General features: G+C 65.5%; 25 protein-coding genes. 15 read left to right on the forward strand and 10 right to left on the reverse strand.

The window, feature by feature from the left end; translation table 11 throughout:
• Positions 1-130: 130 nt before the first annotated feature.
• Both RhoFasB10_RS20670 and RhoFasB10_RS20675 read left to right on the forward strand, forming a co-directional pair.
• On the forward strand, positions 131-1675 hold the full coding sequence (locus tag RhoFasB10_RS20670) for an AMP-binding protein (protein ID WP_167678319.1): 1545 nt from the start codon (positions 131-133) through the stop codon (positions 1673-1675).
• Between the two features lie 23 nt (positions 1676-1698).
• A complete protein-coding gene (locus RhoFasB10_RS20675; RefSeq protein ID WP_068428172.1) occupies positions 1699-2298 on the forward strand; it encodes a histidine phosphatase family protein in 600 nt (199 codons plus the stop codon).
• Between the two features lie 12 nt (positions 2299-2310).
• On the opposite strand, the gene RhoFasB10_RS20680 is transcribed toward RhoFasB10_RS20675, so the two are convergent.
• Positions 2311-3327 (reverse strand): NADP-dependent oxidoreductase, encoded by a 1017-nt coding sequence (locus RhoFasB10_RS20680; protein ID WP_167678320.1) that lies wholly within the window; start codon positions 3325-3327, stop codon positions 2311-2313.
• Positions 3324-4994 carry a PEP-utilizing enzyme gene (locus tag RhoFasB10_RS20685; protein WP_308115211.1) on the reverse strand — a complete coding sequence of 557 codons (1671 nt, stop codon included), beginning with the start codon at positions 4992-4994 and terminating at the stop codon, positions 3324-3326. Before RhoFasB10_RS20685 ends, RhoFasB10_RS20680 begins: the two co-directional genes overlap by 4 nt.
• Positions 4995-5204: 210 nt before the next feature.
• On the opposite strand from RhoFasB10_RS20685, the gene RhoFasB10_RS20690 reads away from it, so the two are divergent.
• The gene (locus RhoFasB10_RS20690) at positions 5205-5981 is read left to right on the forward strand and encodes an SDR family NAD(P)-dependent oxidoreductase (RefSeq protein WP_068428168.1); all 777 of its coding nucleotides are present in this window, start codon (positions 5205-5207) and stop codon (positions 5979-5981) included.
• A gap of 31 nt (positions 5982-6012) precedes the next feature.
• A complete protein-coding gene (locus RhoFasB10_RS20695; RefSeq protein WP_167678324.1) occupies positions 6013-6807 on the forward strand; it encodes a maleylpyruvate isomerase family mycothiol-dependent enzyme in 795 nt (264 codons plus the stop codon).
• Here the strand turns inward: RhoFasB10_RS20695 and RhoFasB10_RS20700 are convergent.
• The 5 genes from RhoFasB10_RS20700 to RhoFasB10_RS20720 form a co-directional block, all read right to left on the reverse strand.
• Entirely contained in the window at positions 6800-7603 is an 804-nt protein-coding gene (locus tag RhoFasB10_RS20700; RefSeq protein WP_167678326.1) for a ThuA domain-containing protein, read from the reverse strand. The two genes, RhoFasB10_RS20695 and RhoFasB10_RS20700, sit on opposite strands and share 8 nt — an antisense overlap.
• 16 nt (positions 7604-7619) lie before the next feature.
• Positions 7620-9020, reverse strand: a complete 1401-nt coding sequence (lpdA, locus tag RhoFasB10_RS20705; RefSeq protein ID WP_167678328.1) for a dihydrolipoyl dehydrogenase — start codon at positions 9018-9020, stop codon at positions 7620-7622.
• Positions 9021-9027: 7 nt separating this feature from the next.
• Complete coding sequence (locus tag RhoFasB10_RS20710; protein WP_167678330.1) at positions 9028-9789, reverse strand: SDR family oxidoreductase; 762 nt, start codon at positions 9787-9789, stop codon at positions 9028-9030.
• 69 nt (positions 9790-9858) lie between these two features.
• Complete coding sequence (locus RhoFasB10_RS20715) at positions 9859-10566, reverse strand: histidine phosphatase family protein (protein WP_167678332.1); 708 nt, start codon at positions 10564-10566, stop codon at positions 9859-9861.
• 68 nt (positions 10567-10634) lie between these two features.
• Positions 10635-11276, reverse strand: coding sequence for a TetR/AcrR family transcriptional regulator (locus RhoFasB10_RS20720; protein WP_068428154.1), 642 nt, complete (start codon positions 11274-11276; stop codon positions 10635-10637).
• Between the two features lie 136 nt (positions 11277-11412).
• On the opposite strand from RhoFasB10_RS20720, the gene RhoFasB10_RS20725 reads away from it, so the two are divergent.
• The 4 genes from RhoFasB10_RS20725 to RhoFasB10_RS20740 all read left to right on the forward strand — a co-directional run bounded on the left by RhoFasB10_RS20725 (position 11413) and on the right by RhoFasB10_RS20740 (position 14742).
• A complete protein-coding gene (locus RhoFasB10_RS20725; protein ID WP_254303563.1) occupies positions 11413-12129 on the forward strand; it encodes a TetR/AcrR family transcriptional regulator in 717 nt (238 codons plus the stop codon).
• A 76-nt stretch (positions 12130-12205) separates the two neighbouring features.
• Positions 12206-12961, forward strand: coding sequence for a ThuA domain-containing protein (locus tag RhoFasB10_RS20730; protein ID WP_167678334.1), 756 nt, complete (start codon positions 12206-12208; stop codon positions 12959-12961).
• 99 nt (positions 12962-13060) lie between these two features.
• Entirely contained in the window at positions 13061-13366 is a 306-nt protein-coding gene (locus tag RhoFasB10_RS20735; protein WP_068428148.1) for a hypothetical protein, read from the forward strand.
• Positions 13363-14742 carry an aromatic ring-hydroxylating dioxygenase subunit alpha gene (locus RhoFasB10_RS20740; protein ID WP_068428146.1) on the forward strand — a complete coding sequence of 460 codons (1380 nt, stop codon included), beginning with the start codon at positions 13363-13365 and terminating at the stop codon, positions 14740-14742. Before RhoFasB10_RS20735 ends, RhoFasB10_RS20740 begins: the two co-directional genes overlap by 4 nt.
• A gap of 191 nt (positions 14743-14933) precedes the next feature.
• Here RhoFasB10_RS20740 and RhoFasB10_RS20745 read toward each other — a convergent pair whose 3' ends face one another.
• A complete protein-coding gene (locus RhoFasB10_RS20745; protein WP_068428143.1) occupies positions 14934-15137 on the reverse strand; it encodes a cold-shock protein in 204 nt (67 codons plus the stop codon).
• 125 nt (positions 15138-15262) lie between these two features.
• Here RhoFasB10_RS20745 and RhoFasB10_RS20750 point away from each other — a divergent pair, with 125 nt between their 5' ends.
• Both RhoFasB10_RS20750 and RhoFasB10_RS20755 read left to right on the forward strand, forming a co-directional pair.
• A complete protein-coding gene (locus RhoFasB10_RS20750; protein WP_167678336.1) occupies positions 15263-15964 on the forward strand; it encodes a GNAT family N-acetyltransferase in 702 nt (233 codons plus the stop codon).
• Positions 15965-15968: 4 nt separating this feature from the next.
• A complete protein-coding gene (locus tag RhoFasB10_RS20755; protein WP_167678338.1) occupies positions 15969-16976 on the forward strand; it encodes a glutathione S-transferase C-terminal domain-containing protein in 1008 nt (335 codons plus the stop codon).
• Here the strand turns inward: RhoFasB10_RS20755 and RhoFasB10_RS20760 are convergent.
• Both RhoFasB10_RS20760 and RhoFasB10_RS20765 read right to left on the reverse strand, forming a co-directional pair.
• Positions 16958-17350, reverse strand: a complete 393-nt coding sequence (locus RhoFasB10_RS20760; protein WP_167678340.1) for a VOC family protein — start codon at positions 17348-17350, stop codon at positions 16958-16960. The two genes, RhoFasB10_RS20755 and RhoFasB10_RS20760, sit on opposite strands and share 19 nt — an antisense overlap.
• Before the next feature lie 20 nt (positions 17351-17370).
• Positions 17371-18189 carry an AraC family transcriptional regulator gene (locus RhoFasB10_RS20765; protein WP_206031162.1) on the reverse strand — a complete coding sequence of 273 codons (819 nt, stop codon included), beginning with the start codon at positions 18187-18189 and terminating at the stop codon, positions 17371-17373.
• Between the two features lie 84 nt (positions 18190-18273).
• Between RhoFasB10_RS20765 and RhoFasB10_RS20770 the strand changes: the two genes are divergently transcribed.
• The 5 genes from RhoFasB10_RS20770 to RhoFasB10_RS20790 form a co-directional block, all read left to right on the forward strand.
• Positions 18274-18990 (forward strand): hypothetical protein, encoded by a 717-nt coding sequence (locus RhoFasB10_RS20770; RefSeq protein ID WP_068428138.1) that lies wholly within the window; start codon positions 18274-18276, stop codon positions 18988-18990.
• A gap of 34 nt (positions 18991-19024) precedes the next feature.
• Positions 19025-19870 carry an LLM class F420-dependent oxidoreductase gene (locus RhoFasB10_RS20775; protein ID WP_167678342.1) on the forward strand — a complete coding sequence of 282 codons (846 nt, stop codon included), beginning with the start codon at positions 19025-19027 and terminating at the stop codon, positions 19868-19870.
• A 38-nt stretch (positions 19871-19908) separates the two neighbouring features.
• Positions 19909-20931, forward strand: a complete 1023-nt coding sequence (locus tag RhoFasB10_RS20780) for an ATP-binding cassette domain-containing protein (RefSeq protein WP_167678344.1) — start codon at positions 19909-19911, stop codon at positions 20929-20931.
• Complete coding sequence (locus RhoFasB10_RS20785) at positions 20928-21686, forward strand: ABC transporter permease (protein ID WP_068428132.1); 759 nt, start codon at positions 20928-20930, stop codon at positions 21684-21686. The genes RhoFasB10_RS20780 and RhoFasB10_RS20785 overlap by 4 nt, the downstream gene beginning before the upstream one ends.
• Before the next feature lie 33 nt (positions 21687-21719).
• Positions 21720-23619: ABC transporter ATP-binding protein (locus RhoFasB10_RS20790; RefSeq protein ID WP_167678346.1), on the forward strand; the 1900-nt coding region annotated here is incomplete at its 3' end.

A 23619-nucleotide genomic window follows, 5' to 3' on the forward strand; every position in this document is an offset into this window, starting at 1 on the left:
TGTAAGTAGAATCACTATCGAGTTAGTTGCTCGGTTCTTCTCACACCTCTTACTTGACTTGACGTTCAGTAAATCGCACGATGAGCGCGAGCACGCGCACTTTCGACGACCTACCTGTGGAGGACGGCAGATGCTCGACCGCATACGAGATCGCGCGACCGAGGACCCGAACGGTCTCGCCCTGGTCGACGACCGTCGCACCATGACGTGGGCGGAGGTCGTGACCAGCCTCGACGCCCTTGCGGAGCGGTTCGTCGACGTCGCCCCACGGCCGGACGATCGCATCGCCGTGGTCGGCGAGAACACCATCGAGACTCTGCTGACGCACGTCGCGTGCATCGGGGCAGGAGTGGGGACCGTTGCTGTGTCACGGCAGCTCAAGTCGAACGAGATGGCCGATCAGTTGGTCGATTCGGGGAGCGTCGCCGTCGTGACGGGCCCGGTCGGTCTGGAGTCCGCGACGGGCGCCGCGAACGAGTCCGGATCGAAGACGGTCGTGGTTCACGGTCACACTGCGGTACCCGGCACCGTGGCGTGGGCCGACTTCGTTCGGCCGGCGGACGGACGCATTTCGGCGGCGCCCGAATCCCGTCCGGCACGGCCGCCGCTGGTCTACACGTCCGGCACCACCGGTAGGGCACGGGGTACCCAGGTGCGATGGTTGCCTCACTCCGTCGACACCGCCCGCGAGTTCGCCGACGCGGTGTCCGCGCGTTCCGGCTACCCCGACGGCGTGCACCTCGTCGTCGGGCCGCTGCAACACAACGGGCCGTTGACGTCGGTGCGTCACCTGCTGTCCGGTCGGCCCGTGGTGATCATGGGCCGGTTCGACGCCGAACGCACGCTGGCAGCCATCGAGTCTCACTCGGTGACGTCGACGCTGATGGTTCCCACCCACTTTCAGCGGCTGTTGGCCCTCCCCCACGACGTGCGATCGCGGTACGACACGACGAGCTTGAAGTACGTGGCGCACACGGGATCTGCGTGCCCACCCGACGTGAAGCGGTCGATGATCGACTGGTTCGGCCCCGTTCTGATCGAGTCCTACGGCGGGAGCGAGATCGGTACCGTCTGCAGAATCGACTCGACCGAATGGCTCGAACATCCGCGTTCGGTGGGGAGGGCCATACCGCCGTTCGACGCCGTCGTGGTCGGATCCGACGGCACGGAACTGGGCCGCGGCGAGGTCGGAGTCCTGGGGTTCCGAACGCCGCCCGAACGTCGCATCGAGTATCACGCGGATCCCGAGAAGACCGCAGCGGCGTACATCCTCCCGAACGTCGCCACACTCGGCGACGTCGGTTACGTGGACCACGACGGATACGTGTTCATCACGGACCGTGTCGCCGACATGGTCGTCTCCGGCGGCGTCAACCTGTATCCCGCGGAGAGCGAACGCGTGCTGTCGACCCATCCGGACGTCGCCGAGGTCGCCGTGATCGGGGTCCCCGACGACGACCTGGGCGAAGCGCTTCTGGCGCTCGTAGTTCCCTGCACCGACAGCGACGTGGATGTCGACGATCTCGCACAGTTCGCCAAGAGGTCGATGGCGTCCTACAAATGCCCGAAGAAGTACGTCGTCGTCGACGAACTGACGCGCAACGCCATGGGCAAGCTGGACAAGAAAGCGCTGAGAGCACCGTTCTGGAGCACCGCTCGCACCATTGCAGGCTGACGCCCGCCACACGAAAGGCACCCATGATCGAAGTACTGTTCGTCCGGCACGGCCAGCCCGTCTCGCGAGTACGAAATCCGTCGCTCGCGCCCGAGGGAATCGCCGATGCCCGTCGACTCGCCACGTGGTTGCGTCACGAACAGATCGACGCCGTGGTCTCGAGTCCGTTGGTGCGCGCCCGCGAGACTGCAGACGAACTTGCCGCAGGCATGGGCCGCAGCGTCGACCTCGTGCTGGAGGACCTCCGGGAGTGGGACGACGACATCGATCCCGAGCACTACATGGCCGTCGAGGACATGGCGTCCGACGACCCACGCCTCACTGCCGTCACGACGGGCAATTTCGAGGCATACGTCCCTGGCCTCGATCTCCCGAAGTTCAGGGCGAGGGCACGGTCAGGACTCGAGCAGATCTTCGACCGCTACCCGTCCGGACGCGTCGTCGCGGTTGCGCACGGCGGAGTGATCAATGCAGCGGTAGCCGACGTTCTGGACATGCCGAAGACGTTCTGGCACAACCCCGCCTACACCTCGGTGGCCCGCGTGCAGAAGTTGGATTCGGGCGTGGTCGTGGTGGCGTCGATCAACGACACCGCACACTTGCGTGGCACGGTGAACGCCTGACGGACTCCGCCGTCACGACAGCCGGACGAGGGCCTTGCCGACGTTGCCGCCTTCCAGCATGGACAGGAATGCGTCGACCGCGTTGTCCAGGCCGTCGTGCACCGTCGATTCCGCGACGAGAGCGCCCGACGACAGCCAGTCGGTCACACGGTTCTCGAACTCCACACGAAGGTCTTCGTGATCGCGAACGATGAACCCGCGAATCGTGATTCGCTTCAGGATCGCGTTCATCAAATGATCGATGGGAGGACTGTCCGGTCCACCGTTCGAGATCATGCCGCACAGTGCGACCCGTCCACGCTGCCGTAGCGACGACAACGCGGCAACCAGGTGATCACCGCCGACGTTGTCGAAGTACAGGTCGATACCCTTCGGCGCAGCTGCGCGGAGAGCCGACCCGATCGGTCCGTCTCGATAATCGATACCCACGTCGAAGCCGAAGCGATCGGTCAACATCGCTGCCTTGTCCGGTCCCCCAGCGCTACCGATGACGTTCGACGCACCGAGCAACCTGGCGAACTGTCCAGCAGCGCTGCCGACCGCGCCGGCCGCAGCAGACACGAAAACGGTGTCACCGTCGTGCATTTCGCCCGCTCGAACGAGTCCGCAGTATGCGGTGAAACCCGTCTGCCCGAGAATGCCGAGCCAGTGATGGAGCTCGATTCCGCGCGGGTCGATCACCGTGGCGCCCGCGAGGTCGACGACAGCGTGTTCTCTCCACCCGAGTCGGTGTCGCACGTACGAGCCGGCCGGGACCTCGTCGGTGCCCTCGACGACCACGCCGAGTGCCGATCCGTCGAGCGGTGCATCGACGACGAAGTTACTGGTGTAGTGCATCGCCGACGTACCCAGCCTGCCCCGCATCGACGGATCCACGCTCATGAACACGTTGCGGACCAGAACCTGTCCCGGGCCGGGCCGGGGCAATGCCAGCTCTCGAACTTCGAAGTGCTCGGGCCGAGGGCGGTTCGGCGTCGGCCGTTCGCTCAGGAATACGGCGCGGGTCGTGCTCGCGACACCCGTGGTCATGGCAGCTCCACGATCGTCACGGTGCCCCTCGATCCGTCGATCTCGACCAGCGCACCGTCGGGAATGCGGCGCGTGGCTCCCGGAACACCTGCCGCACAGGGGATCCCGAGCTCGCGACTGACGATCATCGCGTGAGAACCCATGGCGCCGACGTCGGTGACCGCTCCTGCGGACACCATGAACAACGGCGTCCACGAGGGGTCCGTCTGCGGAGCGACCAGAACCTCCCCGACCTGGAACTCGCCGAGATCCGCCATCGACGTGACCACGCGTGTACGGCCCCGGACGACGCCCGACGACGCACCCGACCCCTGCAGGACGTCTCCGACCTCGACGGGCTCCACAGCCGTCTCTCCCCGACGGGCCAGCGTCGACAGTGCAGGCAACGGTTCACGAGTGTCGAGGAACGTCGGCAGCTCGAGCCCGAACAGCTGTTTCCACTCGCGGTGACGCTCTGCCAGGGTCGCCTTCAACGAGTGCGGCGCACTGGCGAGAACGTCGAGTTCCTCGTCCACGGCCATGAAGACGTGGTCCGCCGACTCCAGATCACCGTCCGCGTACAGACGGCGCCCCAGCTCGACCAGCGGAACCCGCGCCTCGTGAAGCACCTTGATGCAGTTGGTCTTCGCGCGCTCACGCCACGCCGAGAACCGTCGCGCCGACGCAAGCGCCGTCATGAGCGTCGCGCGCCCGTCGTCATCCGTGACCGCGGCGCGTGCCAGCTCGAGCGCCTCCGCCGAGTCCGACGCGTGATCCGACGAGCGGACCGTCGGCGACGCCGAATCGTCCTGCAGTCGCAGGCGGTCGACCAGGCCCAGGACGAGTTCGGGATGCGTTTCCCACGACGGAGAGCCGAGGTCCCATTCGTTGGGACCTCGATAGCCGTAGTCGAGCAGAAAACGCTCGAGAGTGGCGTCGAACTTGCTGTCGATGCCCGAGACGGACGCGTCGGCACCCCCGGTGCGGGCATCGAAGGCGTCCATCAATTCGGTGTTGCTCCGGACGAGCCGACTCAGTTCCCACAACGCGTACGACGGCACTGCCGAATCGACATCGCCCGCCGCCCCGACCAACGACACGATCAGGTCTTGTCGGTCGGCGCCGAGAAGTTGACCGAGAACGGCCGGGCCGACGGCAGCGCCGTTGGTCGCGATCACCTCGCCGCGCCATGCCACCCGCTCCAGCGGCATCACCGATCGTGCGCGCGCGACGAGAGCTGCAGGCGTCAGAGCCGTGAGGTCGGGCCGCTCGGCGCGAAGCCGATCTGCGAGCACCCGGTCTTCTTCCAACTCGGGAAACGTCTCGGTCGACAGGACCCAGGCGTTGCGTGCCGTCAATCGCTCGGTGGCGTCGGCGTTCTCGTCGTCCGGATGCCCGACGTACGCGGGAATGTTCGGATCCCCGCCGTAGAAGAGCTGGTCGACGAGCTCGACCGGGAGTCCGCCGCGGATGCCCACCAACCGGGACATCGACAGGTTGATGTACAGGTGTCCGTAGAAGATCCCGGACGACGCGGCCACGTCGGGCTTCTCGGCCAGCGAATAGCTGCCGAGGCTGGCGTAACCGAAGTTCCACCCGGGCAGAATGTTCTGGATCCACCCGAGGTCGGCCCCGAGTGGCGTGATGGGATCGGACAACACGTCACTGGCATTGAGACGTGTGTACACCGGAAGTCTCGTGCTGGGAACGGTATCGACCAACCAACGCTGTTCGGCCACTGCGCTTCTCGTCTCTGTCGTCACCGGATGCGGTGAAACCAGTTTCTAGACATCGAATTCACAAAAGACTGTGATGCACGACACTCTACATGTAAGACTGCACTCGGAAGCAAGTTACTTGCCGAATTCCCCGACCGAATCCGCAGAGGGAGACCTTCGATGAAATTGCAGGACAAAGTTGTCGCCATCACCGGCGGAACCCAGGGCATCGGTCGCGGAATCGCCGCCGCCGCCCTCGCAGAAGGAGCCACGGTGTCACTCAACGGCCGTTCGAAGGAGAAAGGCGACAAAGCGCTCGCCGATTTCGGGGTCGGCGAGCGTGCCGCGTTCTTCGCAGGCGACGTCACGTCCCAAGCGGACGTCGAGGACTTCATCGAGCAGACCGTCGCCACCTTCGGCCGCATCGACGTCCTCGTGAACAACGCAGGCGGTGCACGAGATCTGCAGCCGACAGCGCAACTCAGCGACGAGGAGTGGACGCTCGTCATGAACTGGAACCTCAACTCCAACTTCTGGGCCACGCGTCGCGCGCTGCAACACATGCTGCCGCGCAAGTACGGACGCATCATCAACATCTCGTCCGTCGAGGGCAAGCACGGCAAACCCGTGTTCACCGCCTACGTCGCAGCCAAGCACGCGATCAACGGCATGACGAAGTCGATCGCCCGCGAGGTGGGCACCGAAGGCATCACCGTCAACTCGATCTGTCCGGGTCTCGTCATCACCGACATCATCAAGAACAACGGTCCGGACACGGCGAAAGCCATGGGTTTGACGTTCGACGAGATGGTCGCGATGTTCGCCGAGGAATCGTCGATCAAACGTCCCAACACCGTGGAAGAGGTCGCGGCGATGGCGATGCTTCTCGCGTCCGACGCCGGTGCGGGGATCACCGGGGCGATCCTCTCGGTCGACGGCGGCACGGCGTCGTACTGAGCGACGACGCCGACGAACGGGAAGGATTTCGATGAGCACATCCGGCCTGGAAGCCAGCCGCGAACTCGCCGAACGATATTCGGTGGTCGTCCGCAGCCTCACACCCGACGAGTGGTCGGCGCCAAGTCGGTGCGCCGGCTGGTCCGTCAAGGACCTCGTCGCCCACACCGGTTCGAACTTCGCGGCGTTGACCGACCCGCCCGAACCCGACCCGGCGGTACCGCCGCCGACCACTGCCGAGGAATTGCAGAATCGACTCGTAGACGCGCGGCGTGACTGGACGTACACGCAGGTGGCGGACGAGTTCCTCGCCCATCTCGACGGTGCGGTCGGTGTGCTCGGGGCGATGCAGCGAGACGATCTCGCGGAGCAGCCCATGGTGCTGACCGACCTGGGAACCTACCGCACCCATCAGCTGTCGGACGCCTTCGCATTCGACATGTGGTGCCACATGTACGTGGATCTACTCGGTCCCGACGGTCCGGTGGTGCGTCCGATTCCCGACCCGGAGGACGATCTGGTTCGCGTCGCGGTCGAGTGGATGTGGACGGGCCTGCCTCAGATGTGTACGCCGGTATCGGCCGTGCTCGACCGTCCGATCGGAGTGAAGTTGACCGGCGCCGGAGGCGGCGAGTGGACACTCGTTCCCGGTTCCGAACTCCTGACCGTGGAGACGGGTCTTTCTCGAACGGACACCGTGATCACCTCGCGCGCAACGGACTTCGTTCTGTGGGGTACCACCAGAAGCTCGTGGCGGAATCACGTGTCGATCGACGGCGACAGATCCTACGTAGAGAAGATTCTGGACACGGTCGACATCATCTGACCTGTCCGGCCGACGCGGGTCGTGGCGCCGTCATCTCACCGGAGACGGCCCACGCCACGCATCGCGAGAGAATCTCTCGGTACTGCGGGACGACCCAACTTCCCCGATCCACTCGGCCCAGGTCGTCGATGCCCAGATCCTGCACGTCGAATCGCCCGCGGCAGTGTCCCAACGTGAAGTAACAGACCGTACCCCTACCGTGATCCTTGGTGTAGAGCACCGGCCGCGGCTCGTCCACCGTGGTGTGCCCCTCCTCGAATCCCGTGGACTCCCCGACGAATCGTGTATGTGCGAGAACACGAATCGGCGGATGCAGCTCGCTGACGTACAGCTCGTCGACGGCATCGAACGGGCCGATACCGGCCACGAGCGGATGCTCCGGTTCCGTGATCTCGACCCGGTACGGCGCGATCGGCGGATGCCCGAGGAACTGGCTCCCCAACACGGCGGGAAGTACCCCGAGCGTTCGAGGTGTGACGTACTTGCTCGGCGAACCGGCCGGAGTTCGTTCGATTGCCGAATTGGTTCCGTGCAGAGCCAACCAACGGCCTCCGCGAGAAACGAAGTCGGCGAGCGTCTTCTGCTGCGTCGCGTCGGGAATTCGGTTGCAGGTATACGTGATCAGCACATCTGCCGCAGCCAGGGCATCAGCGCAGTCGTAGTCCTCGAACACCCTGGTGCGCACGTTCTCGTACCGGGCCAGTTCCGACAGCAATTCCACACGCGCATAGTCGAAGTCGTGCCACTGCCCGCCGCACACCAACACCGCGTCGATCCGACCTGCCGGTCCCGACATCGTTCCTCCTGTGGCTTCAATCGTGCGCGTGCAACGCCTTGCCCGCGAGGGCGAGGTGCGCTTCACCCAGCGCCTCTGCCTGCGTGGGATGTGCATGGACGTGCTGAGCGACGTCGCCTGCCGTGGCTTCCCAGTTGTAGATGAGCTGCGCCTCTCCGATCAGCTCACCGACGCGAGCACCGACCAGGTGTATGCCGACGACCGGTCCGTCGTCGCCCGCACGAACGAGCTTGACACCGCCGGAGGTGCGCAGGATGCGGCTCTTACCGTTTCCACCGAGGTCGTACACCACAGTCGACACGTCCGAGTACTGCTCGCGCGCCTCGGCCTCGGTCAGCCCGACCGAAGCCACTTCCGGGTTCGAGTACGTCACCCGCGGAATACCCCTGTCGTTCACGGGCATACAGTCGAGCCCGGCCAGCTGTTCGGCCACGAGAATTCCCTGAGCGAATCCCCGATGGGCCAGCTGCGGTCCGGCCACGATGTCTCCGACGGCGAAGACCCCGGGCACGGACGTCTGCAGCCACTCGTCGGTGACCACGAACCCGCGATCGAGGTCGATTCCACCTTCGACGAAACCCATGCCGTCGGTGCGGGGACCTCGTCCGACGGCGACGAGCAGCAGGTCGGCGTCGAGACGGCTTCCGTCCGCCATCTCCAGATCGACCCCGCCGCCCGAACGCTGTGCCGCACTCGCGAAGGAACTTCCGGTGCGCAGCGTCAGACCACGCTTGCGGAATGCTCGTTCGACCTGCTTCGACACCCACACGTCTTCCGTGGGCAGCAGGCGAGGGGCGGCCTCGACGATCGTCACGTCGGCACCGAGCGACGACCACACACTCGCGAATTCGCATCCGATGACCCCACCACCGAGCACGATGACGCGGTCGGGCACGTCGCCCAGCTGGAGTGCGCCGTCACTCGTCACGACCGACCCACCGATGTCCAGGCCGGGCAAGGACTTCGACTGCGAGCCCGTCGCGAGCACGAGCGCGTCGCCGCGGTAGGTGCTGGTGCCGCCGCCGTCGTGCGTCACTTCGACGGTACGTTCGCCGACGACCCGCCCGTGGCCGACGACGACGTCGATGGACCGCGACGCGATCAAGCCCTGCAGACCGCGGTACAAGCCGGCGATCACGTCGTCCTTGTAGCCGTTCACCGCGCTCATGTCGACACCGTGCAGCGTCGCCTTGATCCCGAAACTCGTTGCCTCCTTGACGGAGTCGGCGATCTCGGCGGCGTGCAGCAGCGCTTTCGTCGGAATACATCCGTTGTGCAGGCAGGTACCCCCGAGCTTGCCCGCCTCGATCAGGACGACCGACATTCCGAGCTGCGCGGCGCGAAGCGCACACGCGTACCCTCCCGATCCGCCGCCCAGAATCACCACGTCCGCAGCGGTGGTCACGTCGTCACCCATCGCGAACTCAGAAATCGAAGCGGTTGGTGAACCCGCCGTCGACCACCAGATTGGTCCCGGTGATGTGCCCGGCTGCAGGCGATGCCAGGAAAGACACCGCGTTCGCCACGTCCTCGGCGGCACCGAGCTTGCCCAGAGACGCGGACGCGAGCGCAGCCTCGTACAAGGCCGGGCGGCTGCTCCGAATGGTGTCCCACGCCCCGCCTTCGAAGAAGATCGGACCGGGCGACACTGCGTTGACTCGGATTCCTTTCGGACCGAGGGCTCGGGCCTGGGCCGACGAGTGCTGCAGCACAGCTGCTTTGAGCGCACCGTAACTGTTGGCCGTCGTGATCGGCCCGGCTTCGAGAGCGGACGTGGTACTGATGGTGACCACCGACGCGGCGTCGCTCGTCTCGAGGTGCGGCGTCGCCGCCTCGATGAAGTTGACCAGACTCATCAGGTCGACGTTGAAGCTGTTCAGCCACGCCTGCGGGCCCTTGCCGGTGGCAGCGGAGGCGTTCACGACGACGATGTCGATTCCGCCCAGCGCTGCCGCGGCGTCGTCCACGAACGACGCGACGGCAGCGGCGTCGCCGACATCGACCGCCTTGTGGAAAACCGTTCCAGCCCCGGACAATTCGGCGGCGACGTCGGAAAGGCGTTCTTCTCCGCGCGCGCAGATTCCGACCGACGCACCTTCGGCAAGCAAAGTGCGTGCGATCGACAGGCCGATTCCACGGCTCGCGCCGCTGACGAGCGCTCGTTTTCCGGCGAGACCGAGATCCATGTGATGACTCCTTGGCTGCTGTGGGCGCTGGGCGCCGGTGTCGAAAGTTCGTGTGCGGTGTTGCGGCGGTTACTGATTCATGATTCCGACATGGGTCTGGAAGTCGAGCACGTGCGTGAAGTCGTTGACCGACTGGACGGCGCGACGAGTGTCGGCGCCGCGAACGACGCTCAACGACGTGTGGTGGACCCGCACCGGCATGTCGAGACCGCTGCCGAGCGCGTGGGCGAGCACCGCGTTGATGACGCCTCCGTGACACGTCACCACGACACGTTCACCGAGGTGATCGTTCACGATCGTTTCCACGACGCCGAGTACACGCTCTCGGAATGCCTGGGCGTCCTCGGCGTACGGGAAGACCTCGTACCGCCGCGTTCGAATGTGGTCACGGAATATCGCGGCGATCTCGTCGTGCGGCAGGACCTCGAACGGGGATCGGTCGGCCGGAAATCTCTGCCACGCTTCGTATTCCACGAGTTCGGGGCGGACGACCGGGGTCAGCCCGTGACGTTCCGCAATCGCGGTTCCGGTGCGCAGTGCACGACTCAACGGTGAACTGTAGACGGCGTCCACACGGGCTGCAGCCAATCGCTCGGCCACGGCGTCGACCTGACGCTCACCGAGCTCGGACAGCGGCGGGTCGACGGTCTCGCCTGCGCTGAGATCCTTGCTCAACTTCTGCTCGCCGTGACGCACGAGCACCAGCTCGCACAGACCGTTCAACGGGGCGAACGGGTTGTCGAGGTCGATGGACCGAGCGCGCGGCTGACTGAGCATGGTCCGAGTCAACCACAAACTATCGTCGGTCTAAAGATACTTGGGAGAAATTTTCTGTGCCGGCCCCGTCACAGGCTCGCGATGTCGGCCGCCACGTCGCGCACCTCGTCCGAGAAACGTCTGCGCCCGAGGTTGGCCAGTACCGCGTCCTCGGTGAGCCAGGACGACATCGACACTTCCAACAGACTCGACAACGCGGTCGCGGCTGCAGCCTGTTTCGCCCGAACCGTGATTCCGTGCCGAGTGCGCAGTTCCGCCATGAACAAATTCAGCACAGCCAAACGAACACTCCGACGAAGAGACTCGATGGACAAGCTCCACCCGGGTGAGTGCACGAAGTACACGAGCGACGCCGGGCGATGTTGATCCGTCCATTCGAGCAGCCCGACGATGACGTCGCCCAGAGAAGCCGAGTCGTCGCTGTCGATCCGACGGCGTAATTCGTCGAGCAGACCCTCCGAATACAGGCGAAGCCCACCGAGAAGGACGTCGTCCTTCGACGGGTAGTGGTAGTAGACAGCGGCGGAGGTCATCTGTGCCTCGGCAGCGATGTCGGCCACCGTCACGTCCTCGATGGACCGCACCGAATACAGATGCATGGCAGCGTCGATCACCATCTCGCGACGCGACGGCCGGTGGGCGGCACGTTTGACGCTCCCGTCCTCCGAGGCCTTACCGGTGCTCCTCGCCGTCCCCTTCTTGCCTGTCATGACCTAGATCATGACAGGCAGGGTGTCGGCCCGGCGGTGGGCGACCCGCTTCTCGTCGCGAACAGGTCGCCCGACCCGTGGACGTGGTGTGTGAGGATGGACCCACCCGAGGGGCCGACGAGAACGGGAGCACGCTGTGGCGCGACGGAAAGCTGTCGACGAGGATCTCGCGACGCAGGTCGACGACGAATTCGGCGACGAACCGATGCCTGCCGACCCCGCGCCTGCTGCATCGACCAAGAATTCCGCCCATCGGCCGTCCCGTCGGCATCTCATCGTCCAGGCCGCCGTTCGAGTGTTCTCGACGAAAGGGTTCGCCGAGGCGTCGATCCAGGAGATCGCCGAAGCAGCAGGCATGGTGGCGACCGCGGTCTACTACCACTTCTCGAGCAAGGAAGAACTGTTCGAGAGCGCTCTCGGCTACGCGATGGACGCGAGCTCGGCCGCCGCACAGAACACCAGGCCCGACGACGTGGACGCCGACGCGGACTCGTTCCGTGCCGTCATCGATGCGGTGTGGGACTGGACCGCGGAACATCCGAACGCGTCGCGCATGCTGTTTCTCCAGATCGCGGGCGGAGCCACTCCCGGGACACGCCTGCTGACCAAGGAGTACATGGAGCGCCATATCCGACGGGCGTTCGACTACTTCCCCGCCGTCGAGATCCCGTCGAACAAGCGGGCAGCGGCCGCCCAGCAGGCCGCGCGATCGTTGCGAGTTCGGACGATGATCGGAACCACGATCGCCATTCAGCCTCTGCGCATCGAGGGCGGGCCACTGTCGAACATCTCCACACCGCGTCTGCGCGCCGCGATCAACGACGTGTGTTCGAAGATGATCGTGGGTCGCTGAAACAGCCGCTCACGTCGGCGCATTCGAGTAACTTGACTGCAACCACAGTTGTTCTGTCGAGTTCTGGAGTGTGTCCATGCGCATCGCCGCATTCACCGGAGGCCATTCGTTCGACCGCGACGCCTTCGCTGCCCTGCTGGAGTCTCTGCCCGGTGACGTCACCTGGTTCGAACATGCCGACGTCGCCCTCGGGCCCACCGAGCTGACGACTTTCGACGTCTGCCTCCACTACGACATGCCGGGGACGCTGCCCGAACCGTCCGATCCCCCCGCTGCGTTACGCGACGCGATCGCGTCGGCACCGACGACGGGACTGGGATACGTGGTCCTGCACCACGCCATCGCGTCGTGGGCGACCTGGGAGGGGTGGTCGGAATTCGTGGGGGGCAAATATCTCTATCGACCGGGCGTCGTTCGCGGAATCGACGAACCCGATTCCGGCTACCGACTCGACGTACCCCAACGAATTTCGGTTGCGGATGCGTCGCACCCGGTCGTCGAGGGAATCCCCCCGACCTTCGACATCGTCGACGAGACGTACCTCTGCCAGGTGTTCGAGGACGACGTGACGCCCCTGCTGCGTAGTGACGCCGAGATGACCGACGCCGTGCACTGGTCCACCGCGCTCGCCATGGCCGGCAGGCGTGGTGAACGCGAGGGGTGGCATCACGAGCCCGGTTCGTCGCTGTGCGGGTGGACGAAAACCAACGGTCGAAGCCGTCTGGTCTACCTGCAGCCCGGAGACTCGGCGGCCACCCTCGGCGATCCGGTGTACCGGCGCCTGGTGGCAGGTGCCGTGCGCTGGGCCGCTCGACCGCAGGGCTTTATGTAGTCCAATTCAAGAAATATGTGTCTGCGGTCACGTGCCGCTGTTACAGTAAGTGCATTCGACGTTAAGTAAGGCCTCAGCCCCGCTTCAAGGAGAACCGCGATGCGACAGATCAAGCATCCGATGAGCCACGCGATCTACGAATTCGACGACGATTTCAACGTCTTGGTGACCACTCGCGACGGACGAACCGGAACGTTCGACCCCGAGGGCAGGTACCTGCACGGTGAGGTGAAAGCCGTCGATCCCGAACTGGCGCGCTGGGTGGGACTCGGTCCACGAGAACCTATTCCGATCACCCAGAACCGCCGCTTCATGGGAGCCGCGAAGCTACTGGAGAAGATGCAAGCCGACAAACTCGCCGAGGAAGCCCGCGCCGCGGCGCTGGACAAGGGAGGCAAGCTGTGACCGATATCGAGGATCGCCCGCCGTCGGGGACCGACGACGGATTCATCGAGAACGGAATGGGCTACCAACGCCTTCTCGACACCGACACCCACCCGGTTCCGCCCATCCTGCGCGAAGAAAGCCACGACCTCTACGAGGACCAGAATTTCGTACCGGTCTCGCGCTACATCAGCCGCAGATATCACGAGCTCGAACGAGACCGCGTGTGGTACAAGGTGTGGCAGATGGCGTGCCGCGAGGAGGAGATTCCCGAGCCCGGCGACACACTCGTCTACGAGATCTGCGAGAAGTCCATCCTCATCGTGCGCGGCAAGGACATGAGCATCCGCGCGTTCTACAACTCCTGCCTGCACCGCGGACGAACGCTACGCGAGGAGGCCGGACCTGCAGGTAACGAAATACGTTGTCCGTTCCACGGTTTCGCGTGGAACTTCGACGGGACCCTGAAGTCGATGACGTGCGCCTGGGACTTTCCACAGGTCGATCAGGGGAAGATGGACCTTCCGCAGGTGAAGGTCGGCACCTGGGGCGGCTTCGTGTTCATCAACATGGACCCCGAATCCGAATCGCTCGACAGCTTTCTAGGGGATCTCGGCAAGCACTTCGAGGCGTGGCCACTCGAGGATCGGTACATCCAAGCCCACGTCGCTCAGGTCATCCAGGCGAACTGGAAAATCGCGCAGGAGGCGTTCTCCGAAGCGTTTCACGTGATCACCACGCATCCTCAACGCGTCGTCGGGACCGGGGACTCCAACAGCCAGTACGACAGCTGGGGAAACTTCAACCGCGGCATCACCGCCAACGGAGTCCCGAGCCCCCACATCAACTTCGTCCCCACCGAGCAGGAAATGTTCGACTCGATGGTCGACGCCCGTATCGACGAAGATCCCATGGTGACGCTTCCGGACGGCGTGACCGCTCGCGAGATGTCGGGCATGCTGGCCCGCGAAGGACTGCGCGACGTCATCGGAGATGTCAAGGCGGACAACATGTCCGACGCCGAGTCACTCGACAGCATCTACTACACGGTGTTCCCGAACTTTCATCCGTGGGGCGCCTACCAACGAATCGTGTACCGGTTTCGGCCCAACGGCGACGATCACGAAACGTCGATCATGGACGTTTACCTCCTCGGGCCGTTCAAGGGTGAACGGCCGAAGCCGGCCAAGACCCAATGGCTCGACCCCGACCAATCATGGTTGGAGGCAACGATTCTTGGAAGTTCGGCCCGGGTGTTCGACCAGGATGCCTACAACATGCCGAAGGTTCAGCGAGGGCTGAAGACGACGCAGGCGAAGACCATCCCCCTCGCCCGGTACCAGGAATTGAAGATCAGACACATTCATCACCTTCTCGCGGAGTGGATCGGCGAGTAGGCGCCTTCGGCGCACGTGCGCGCGAATGTATAGCCCTCTATACATTCGCGCGCACGTGCGGCGACGCCGTCTAACGAACGAGAGGCCGGACACTCGGAGATCTCTCTCCGTGTGTCCGGCCTCTCGTCACCGGTAGTGGGACAGCGTAGAGCCGTCAGCAAAATCCGGGTTTGGCGATCCCTGAAAGGGGATCAGATAGCGCGAACGCCCGTTGCCTGGGGGCCCTTCTGACCCTGGCCGACCTCGAACTCCACGCGCTGACCCTCGTCGAGCGTCTTGAAGCCAGTTCCCTGGATCTCGGAGTAGTGAACGAACACGTCAGGTCCGCCACCGTCCTGCTCGATGAAGCCGAAGCCCTTTTCGCCGTTGAACCACTTAACACTGCCCTGCGTCATACCGTAAACCTTCTGTAGCGAGCTGGACCTTCACGTCGAAGCTCCAATCTCATCCGTGATCATGCCATTGTTCTGAGTCATGCGAAACGTCGGGGGCGAAAAAACTTCGAGATAGCGTGGACCCGGTGGATTCGCATCATCACGACATCATCCGCCTTGCATGGTCCAGACACCTGGGGCTCGCCGACTCTGCGCTGCGTGACGGACGCCGTCACACCCTCGTCGTCCCGGAGGCGACGTCGGTCACATTTCTTCGTCTCGGCGACGCCACTGCCCTGGTCGGGCCGGAAGCAGCTGTCTCCGAGGCGTCCGACAGGTCGGACGACGAGCTTGCCCGACGCGGCACCCTGGCGTCGTCGTGCGAGGCACCCGGCCGGACGCACGGGCCGGTCGTGCTGTCGTTCGCGGGCGACATCGGTACCGAGCTGGATCGACACGACCCGCTGATCTCCCACGACCTCGGCCACGTGCTCGACCTCGAAGGCCGATGCGCACCCGACGACGTCATCGCCGCCGATCTGACCCGCAAGCGATCCTGGTTCACTCTGCTCGACGACGACAGGCCCGCAGAATCCGCCGCGCCACTCGCTGCGGCCGCGTATCTCGAATGGGAGGGCGTACTCGCGGACGTCGGCGTGTTGACGGCACCGACGGCGCGCCGACGCGGCAACGCTCAGGTGGTGGCTCGTCTTGCGACGAACGACGCGTTCGACGAGGGCATGATTCCGCAATGGCGATGCGACGTGGAGAACACGACGGCCCGTCGCCTCGGCGCGAGGCTCGGGTACGAAGAGTGGGGCGTGCTCGTCTCGGTCGACGTACGTTGAATTCATGAGCTACGTCGAGAACGGCAAGGAATTCGTACGCGACACCAACTACATCGAAACCCGCATCACCGCGGACGGCCGCGACGGGTACCCCGTCGAAGCGGGCCGCTACCGCCTCGTCGCGGCACGGGCGTGCCCGTGGGCGCATCGATCCATCATCGTGCGTCGCCTGCTCGGGCTCGAGGACGCCATCTCCCTGGCCATCCCTGGCCCGACGCACGACCAACGCAGCTGGAACTTCGACGAGGAACCGGGTGGCGTCGACTCGGTCCTGAAGATTCCGCGACTGCAGGACGCCTACTTCGCCCGTTTCCCCGATTACCCGCGTGGCATCACGGTGCCCGCGATCGTCGAGATCTCGACCGGCCAGGTCGTCACGAACAATTACCCGCAGATCACGTTGGACTTCTCCACCGAATGGACGCAGTACCACCGCGACGGTGCACCCGACCTGTACCCCGAGGCGCTGCGCAGCGAGATCGACGACGTGGCCCAGCGCGTGTTCACCGAGGTCAACAACGGTGTATACCGGTGCGGCTTCGCCGGATCGCAGGAGGCGTACGACAAGGCATACGACCGCCTGTTCGACGCCTTGGACTGGCTCGCAGGCCGCCTCAGCGACCAGCGATACCTCGTCGGCGACACGATCACCGAAGCAGACGTACGCCTGTTCACGACACTCGTGCGTTTCGACGCCGTCTACCACGGTCACTTCAAGTGCAATCGCAGCAAGCTCAGCGAGATCCCGACGCTGTGGAACTACGCCCGCGACCTGTTCCAGACCCCGGGTTTCGGTGACACCGTCGACTTCGACCACATCAAGCGGCACTACTACGTCGTGCACAGCGACATCAACCCGACCGGCGTCGTACCGAAGGGGCCCGAGCTGCACGGATGGCTCGAGCCCCACGGCCGCGAATCACTCGGCGGACGCCCGTTCGGCGACGGCACCGCGCCGCATCCGCCAAGCAAGGAGGAGCAGGTCCCGGCGGATCACTGGGTGCCGGCGTAGGTGCCGAAGCTCCACGTGATGCCCTCGGGATCACGGCACGTGAATCCGCGGCTGCCGTAATCCTCGTCTTTCATCGGACGGGTCACCCGGGCACCGGCTCGGGTGACCCGTTCGAGTACGGCGTCGGGGTCGGCCGTGACGACGTAGACGTTCCCGACGCCCGGATCGAGCGGAGAGTCGTCGCGTGCGCTTCCGAGCATGACGCCGCCGCCTTCCGGCCACCTGAGCTCGGCATGCTCGACGACGTCACCGTCGCCGTACACGGCCGCCTCGGTGAAGCCGAACACGTCGACGAGGAAGCGGATTGCGGCACGCGCGTCGGCGTAGGCGAAGCACGGCCAGATTGCGGTTGCGGTACCTGTTTCCTGTGTCATGACTGCGATCCTTCCCCCGGTCACTCGTCCTCGTCTTGGACGAATGAGAACTTCTCGTCCCGACGCCACTGCGACGGCGAGACGCCCGCGAGATCGCGCCATTCGCGGGCCATGTGTGCCTGGTCGTAGTAGCCGCATGAGGCCGCGATGTCGGACAGACGAGGCACGGCGGGTCGTTTCATCAGGCGGTGCGAGCGGTGGAAGCGTGCGATTCTCGCCGCATCCTTGGGCGAGATCCCGAACTCCGCGGCGAACCTACCGACCAGGTGTCGGCGGCTCCATCCGATGTTCGACGCGACCTCGCCGACGCGCGCCGCGCCACCGGCGTCGACCAGTTGCCGCCAGGCCTCGCGCAGCGTCGGATCGATCTGCTGCTCGGTCGGCGACCGACCCAGGATCTCGTCGACGACGTCGAACCTGTCCATCCAATCGAAGGCGTCGCTGACCCGATCGAGCAACTCGTCGGCGTCTCGGCCGAGAACGTCGGACAGGTCGACCATCCAGTCGCCGAGCGCAGCAGTCGGAACGCCGAACAGCGATCGCGCACCCGACGGGGTCAAGGACAGCTGGATACCGTGCTGATTGCCGTCGTGCGCGATCGTCACGGGCTCCGCGGAGATGCCACTGGCCAGCGTTTCGAACGAGCAGGCACCCTGTCGTGGGGAGTCCGCGATCTGCAGCTTGTCCCCGATCGACACGATCACCGTCAGATACGGGCTCGGCATACCGATGTGCTGCCCGGGCTCGTATCCGGACAAGCGATAGCCGTCGTAGGCGCGCACGTACGGACGCAACCTCGCGCTCGCTGCTCGACGCGCGCCGTCGGACACGGCATTCATGCGTTCAGGGTAGAACCGACACCGAACGGGTACCAGCGCTTCGGTGCCGACAACCGGCACCGAAGGGATCGATCGGAGCGGGACGTGGCGAGCAAGAAGAACGACCAGGTCGACGTCATCAAGGAGGGCGGACGCGTCGAGAAGGCCCTCGTCGGCATCCTCGACAACGCCAGCCGCCTCCAGGGACCGGCCGTCGAGAAGTACGTGGCGCACATGCGTCGTCAACACCCGAACGACACCCCCGCGCAGCTGATCGAACGCCTCGAGAACCGTTTCCTGCTCGCGGTGACCGGCAGCGGCAGTGCCGTCGGCGGCGCGGCGGCAGTTCCGGCGATCGGCACGATCGCATCGCTGACGGCGGTCGGTGCGGAGACGGCGTTCTTCATCGAGTCGTCGGCGCTGCTCACCCTGTCGGTCGCGTCGGTGCACGGCATTCCCGTCCACGACCACCAGCAACGACGCGCCCTCGTGCTCGCGGTCGCGCTGGGCGAATCCGGAATGCAGATCGTGCAGAAGACCGTCGGCACATCGGCGAAGAACTGGGGAACTCTCGTCACGTCTCGCATTCCGGGTGGCGCGATGGCGAACATGAACCGGTCGCTCGTGAAGAAGTTCGTCTCGAAGTACCTCGCGAAACGGAGTGCCCTGCTGTTCGGCAAGCTGCTTCCCGCCGGAATAGGGGCGGTCATCGGCGGCGCAGGCAATCGTGCGATCGGCAAGGGCGTCATTCGCAATGCTCGGGACGCGTTCGGTCCCCCGCCTGCCGCCTGGCCGGAAAGCCGCATCATCGAGCCCGACTGAAATGTTTCGACCCGAAGCGAACGTTGGAGGGAACATGACGATCACCGACACACCCGCACTCGGCAGGCTCGGCATCTGGAGGCACTTCTCGGGGATACCGCCTGAGCTCGCCAAGCAGATCGAAAGCAACGGTTACGGCACGATCTGGCTCGGGGGCTCGCCTCCCGCCGATCTCGAGTCGGCCGAAGAGGTGCTCGACGCGACCGAGTCCATCGTCGTCGCGACCGGCATCGTCAACATCTGGTCGGCCGACGCAGCCGAGGTGGCCGAGTCGTATCAGCGCATCGAGAAGAAGCACCCCGGACGGTTCCTGCTCGGCATCGGCGCGGGACATCCCGAGGCAACGCAGGAGTACACGAAGCCGTACGACGCTCTCGTGGCGTACCTCGACACGCTCGACGAGGGCGGCGTCCCGGAGAGCCGACGCGTTCTCGCAGCGCTCGGACCGAAGGTGCTGAAGCTGTCCGCCGACCGGGCCGCGGGCGCACACCCCTATCTGACGCCACCCGAACACACCGCCGAGGCACGCGCGATCCTCGGACCGGACAAGGTGCTGGCACCGGAACACAAAGTCGTCCTGGAGACGGACCCGGTGAAGGGCCGCGAGATCGGTCGGCCGCCGGTGAACAACCCGTACCTGCAGCTGCGGAACTACGTCAACAACCTGAAGCGCCTCGGGTACACGGACGAGGAAATCGGTGACGGTGGAAGTGATCGACTGATCGACGCACTCGTCGCGCACGGCGACGCCGCGTCCATTGCCCGACGTCTGCACGAGCACATCGACGCAGGCGCATCGCACGTCACCGTGCACGCGCTGCCGGACCACGCGGACCCGGCGGTCACCTACCGCGAGGTAGCGGCGGCGTTCCTGGGCTGACACCCATCCGTCGTACCGAAGCCGTACTGTCTTGACGCATGACGTACGGCTTCGCTGTCAGTGCGCTCGAAGCGCAGGGTCTGACCAAGTTCTTCGGGGCGGTCCGCGCGGTGTCGGACCTCAGCTTCTCCGTGCCGCGCCGATCGATCACCGGGTTCCTCGGGCCCAACGGTTCGGGCAAGACGACGACCCTGCGCATGCTGCTCGGTCTCGTACGGCCCACCGCAGGTGCGTCGTACGTGGCGGGCGTTCCGTTCTCCGAACTGACGCACCCGGCGCGAGCAGTGGGCGCCGTTCTCGATTCGCGCAGCCTGCATCCCAAGCGAACGGCACGCGGACATCTGCGCATCTACTGTTCGGCCGTCGGTGTTCCGGACGCGCGAGCCGACGAGATGCTGGGCCTCGTCGGGCTGTCCGACGTCGGTGACCGCCAGGTCGGCGGCTTCTCGCTCGGCATGCGACAACGGCTGGCATTGGCCACCGCGCTGCTCGGTGACCCGGAGATTCTCGTTCTCGACGAGCCCGCCAACGGCCTCGATCCAGAAGGTATCGCGTGGCTTCGCGACTTCCTGAAGTCCTACGCGGCCGGTGGCCGTACCGTTCTGATCTCGTCGCATCTGCTGCGTGAGGTCGAAGCGACGGTCGACCATCTGGTCATCGTCAGCGCCGGATCGCTCATGTATCAGGGCACCGTCGAGCAACTGCGCGCGTCGCGGCCGAGCCGAACACTCGTCGCCGTCTCCGACCCTGCCGCGCTGGCGTTGGCACTCGCGTCGAACGGAGTCACCAACGCACAACTGCTTCCCGACGGCAGGCTCGGCGTCGCAGGCAGCGACACCGACACGATCGTCCGAATCGCCGCCGACGCCGGCCTGACGGTGTTCGGCACCGTGTACGAGCACGTCGATCTCGAGCACGTGTTCCTGTCGATGACCGCAGGTCAGTACGCGAGCGCGCCGGTCGGACCGATGCAGCGGGGCTTCCCGGCACCGCATCACGGACCCGGCTACGGACCTCCACCGAACCACGCGTCGTCACCCTGGAACGGAGGCCGTTCATGACACTGCTGACCGCGGAACTCCGCAAGGTCACCACGCTGAAGTTCTGGTGGCTGTTGGCTCTGCCGCCGATCGTCGTGGGCATCTTCGCCAGCGCCATCTCGTCGGCGATCTCCGAAAGCGTGAGCGACCTCGACATCGAGGGCGGTTTCGCGATCTTCGGCCTGTACGCGGCGCTCGGCGTCGCAATGGTGTTCGCGGCCGTCTTCGCCGCGGTCAACGGCGGCACCGAGTTCCGGCACGACACGATCACGACGTCGTTCCTCACCTCCCGCGGACGCGACCGGGTGATACTCACGAAGATCCTCGTCACCGCGTTGTTCGCTCTCGGATACGGGCTCGCGGTCGAGATCGGAAGCATCGTCTGCCTGCTGCTCTTCTCCCCCACCACCTTCACCTTGACCGCGCACGTGATCGGTGTCGTCGTCGCCGGGTTGTTCGCCGTCGTCGCGTGGGCGGTCATCGGCATCGGCCTCGGATTGCTGTTCGGTTCACCGACGTGGTCCGCAATCGTCGTCGTCGCATGGTTCCCGATGGGCGAGACGATGCTGGTCTCGATACTTGCCGGACTCGGGATCCCGAACGGCTCGGTGCTGACCCCCGCGGCATCGTCGCTCGCGACGGTCACCGTGGGCGATACCGACGACGCTCCGTTCCTGATGTCGTGGCCGTGGGCGCCCGTCGTGCTGGCTCTGTGGGCGATCGGACTCGCTGCCGCGGGGTGGTGGCGCACTCGGCAGCGCGACATCGTCCAGTAGCGCTGTCGGTGGCTCGGTCTACCTTTGAGAGCGATGCCAAGGAACGGTAACGACCTACGCGCTGCAGACAGACCGATCGGCTGGATTCGCCGGCTCGGTGCGCAGTGCTGGCTGCACCGGAAAACCGCGATCGGCGCCCTGGCGGTCACGATGATCGCCGCTGCCATCGACATCTCGTTCCCCCTGCTGACACGGGTCGCGGTCGACGACGCGGCCGCAGGCGACAACAGCACGATCGTCGTGGTCGCCGCGGCCATCGCTGCACTCGGCGTCGTTCGATTCGGTTGTCAGTTCGGACGCCGGTTCCTCGCCGGCCGACTGTCGATCGACGTCCAACACGACCTGAGGCTGGGCCTTCTCGCATCGCTGCAACGACTGGACGGCCGTGGCCAGGACGACATTCGCACCGGTCAGGTCGTCTCCCGGTCCATCACCGACCTGCAACTCGTGCAGGGCCTGCTCGCGATGGTGCCGCTGTCCGCGGGTGCGCTGCTGCAGTTCTTCCTCGCGCTGGGAGTCATGACGTATCTGTCGCCGCTGCTGACGGTCGTCGCGCTGCTGATCGTGCCCGGAGTGGCCTTCGTCGTGTACCGAATCCGGCCCACTCTGTTCGCGGCCACCTGGTCCGCGCAACAGCGAGCCGCCGATCTCGCGCAGCACGTCGAGGAGACGGTCACCGGTGTGCGCGTCGTGAAGGGGTTCGGCCAGGAATCTCGGTCCGTCGACCGTCTCGAGAGTCTGGGCCGCACGCTGTTCGCCGAGCGAATGCGATCGGCGAAGATCAACTCACGGTTCGCACCGTCGATGGCGGCGATCCCGCAGCTCGGACTCGTCGGCGTCATCGCGCTCGGCGGCTACCTCGCGCTGCACGGCCACATCACGATCGGCACGTTCCTTGCGTTCGCGACCTACGTGGCGACGCTGTCGGCCATCACCCGGACGCTGTCGTCCGTCGTCGTCATGGCCCAGCTGTCGCGCGCGGCGGTCGAGCGCGTGTACGAGGTCGTGGACACCGAGCCGTCCGTACCCGAGCCGTCGCATCCCCGACGCCTCCCCGACGGTCCCCTCGGTATCGACCTCGCCGGTGTGACGTTCGGATTCGATCCGCAGCGAGACGTCCTGCAGAAGCTGGATCTCACAGTCGCGCCGGGAGAGAGCGTCGCCGTCGTCGGACATGCGGGTTCGGGCAAGACGGCACTGTCTCTGCTTCTCCCTCGCTTCTACAGCCCGGAATTCGGGTCGGTCGCGCTCACGTCCGACGGCGAGAGGTTCGACGTCGGCGAGATCAGCGCCGAGCAGTTACGCGGAGCCGTCGGGCTCGTGTTCGACGAGCCCTTCCTGTTCTCCGACACCATCGCCGCGAACATCGCGCTGGGCAGGCCCGACGCGTCGGCAGAAGAAATCGAGCGAGCAGCCGTTCTCGCCGAGGCACACGACTTCGTCGTCGAACTGCCCGAGGGCTACGACTCCACCGTCGGCGAGCGTGGCCTGACGCTGTCCGGCGGTCAGCGCCAACGCATCGCGCTCGCCAGGGCTCTGCTGACCGATCCACGCGTCCTGGTTCTGGACGACGCTACCTCCGCCGTCGACGCCGCGACCGAGGCGAAGATCTTCGACGCACTGCGCGCTCAGCGCGACCGGACGACCGTCATCCTCGCGCATCGTCGCTCGACGCTGTCGCTCGCCGATCGCGTCGCCGTGCTCGACGAGGGCCGCATCATCGACACGGGAACGGTCGACGAGCTCGACGAGCGGTGTCCTCTGTTCCGAGCACTCCTCGCCGGCGGCGAGTCCGACGACCCCGTGTACGACGAGGACGCCGCGTGCCGCGGATGCGAGCCGAGCGAGGAGACGCTGTGGCCCGCGGTCACACCGTCCGAATCTGCCCGTGCACCGGGCGTCGCCGCACCGGGCCGGGGCGGTGGGGGTGCAC

Source organism: Rhodococcus sp. B10 (assembly GCF_011770055.1).
In the GTDB taxonomy this organism is placed as follows: domain Bacteria; phylum Actinomycetota; class Actinomycetes; order Mycobacteriales; family Mycobacteriaceae; genus Rhodococcoides; species Rhodococcoides kyotonensis_B.

What these genes read in the sequence shown, in the direction of transcription:
- RhoFasB10_RS20690 (WP_068428168.1), top strand. Translation starts at nt 5,205, where the DNA reads ATGAAATTGCAGGACAAAGTTGTCGCCATCACCGGCGGAACCCAGGGC.
- RhoFasB10_RS20680 (WP_167678320.1), bottom strand. Translation starts at nt 3,327, where the DNA reads ATGACCACGGGTGTCGCGAGCACGACCCGCGCCGTATTCCTGAGCGAA.
- RhoFasB10_RS20720 (WP_068428154.1), bottom strand. Translation starts at nt 11,276, where the DNA reads ATGACAGGCAAGAAGGGGACGGCGAGGAGCACCGGTAAGGCCTCGGAG.
- RhoFasB10_RS20780 (WP_167678344.1), top strand. Translation starts at nt 19,909, where the DNA reads ATGACGTACGGCTTCGCTGTCAGTGCGCTCGAAGCGCAGGGTCTGACC.
- RhoFasB10_RS20730 (WP_167678334.1), top strand. Translation starts at nt 12,206, where the DNA reads ATGCGCATCGCCGCATTCACCGGAGGCCATTCGTTCGACCGCGACGCC.
- RhoFasB10_RS20700 (WP_167678326.1), bottom strand. Translation starts at nt 7,603, where the DNA reads ATGTCGGGACCGGCAGGTCGGATCGACGCGGTGTTGGTGTGCGGCGGG.
- RhoFasB10_RS20695 (WP_167678324.1), top strand. Translation starts at nt 6,013, where the DNA reads ATGAGCACATCCGGCCTGGAAGCCAGCCGCGAACTCGCCGAACGATAT.
- RhoFasB10_RS20765 (WP_206031162.1), bottom strand. Translation starts at nt 18,189, where the DNA reads ATGAATGCCGTGTCCGACGGCGCGCGTCGAGCAGCGAGCGCGAGGTTG.
- RhoFasB10_RS20735 (WP_068428148.1), top strand. Translation starts at nt 13,061, where the DNA reads ATGCGACAGATCAAGCATCCGATGAGCCACGCGATCTACGAATTCGAC.
- RhoFasB10_RS20775 (WP_167678342.1), top strand. Translation starts at nt 19,025, where the DNA reads ATGACGATCACCGACACACCCGCACTCGGCAGGCTCGGCATCTGGAGG.
- RhoFasB10_RS20675 (WP_068428172.1), top strand. Translation starts at nt 1,699, where the DNA reads ATGATCGAAGTACTGTTCGTCCGGCACGGCCAGCCCGTCTCGCGAGTA.
- RhoFasB10_RS20760 (WP_167678340.1), bottom strand. Translation starts at nt 17,350, where the DNA reads ATGACACAGGAAACAGGTACCGCAACCGCAATCTGGCCGTGCTTCGCC.
- RhoFasB10_RS20670 (WP_167678319.1), top strand. Translation starts at nt 131, where the DNA reads ATGCTCGACCGCATACGAGATCGCGCGACCGAGGACCCGAACGGTCTC.
- RhoFasB10_RS20755 (WP_167678338.1), top strand. Translation starts at nt 15,969, where the DNA reads ATGAGCTACGTCGAGAACGGCAAGGAATTCGTACGCGACACCAACTAC.
- lpdA (WP_167678328.1), bottom strand. Translation starts at nt 9,020, where the DNA reads ATGGGTGACGACGTGACCACCGCTGCGGACGTGGTGATTCTGGGCGGC.
- RhoFasB10_RS20785 (WP_068428132.1), top strand. Translation starts at nt 20,928, where the DNA reads ATGACACTGCTGACCGCGGAACTCCGCAAGGTCACCACGCTGAAGTTC.
- RhoFasB10_RS20745 (WP_068428143.1), bottom strand. Translation starts at nt 15,137, where the DNA reads ATGACGCAGGGCAGTGTTAAGTGGTTCAACGGCGAAAAGGGCTTCGGC.
- RhoFasB10_RS20710 (WP_167678330.1), bottom strand. Translation starts at nt 9,789, where the DNA reads ATGGATCTCGGTCTCGCCGGAAAACGAGCGCTCGTCAGCGGCGCGAGC.
- RhoFasB10_RS20715 (WP_167678332.1), bottom strand. Translation starts at nt 10,566, where the DNA reads ATGCTCAGTCAGCCGCGCGCTCGGTCCATCGACCTCGACAACCCGTTC.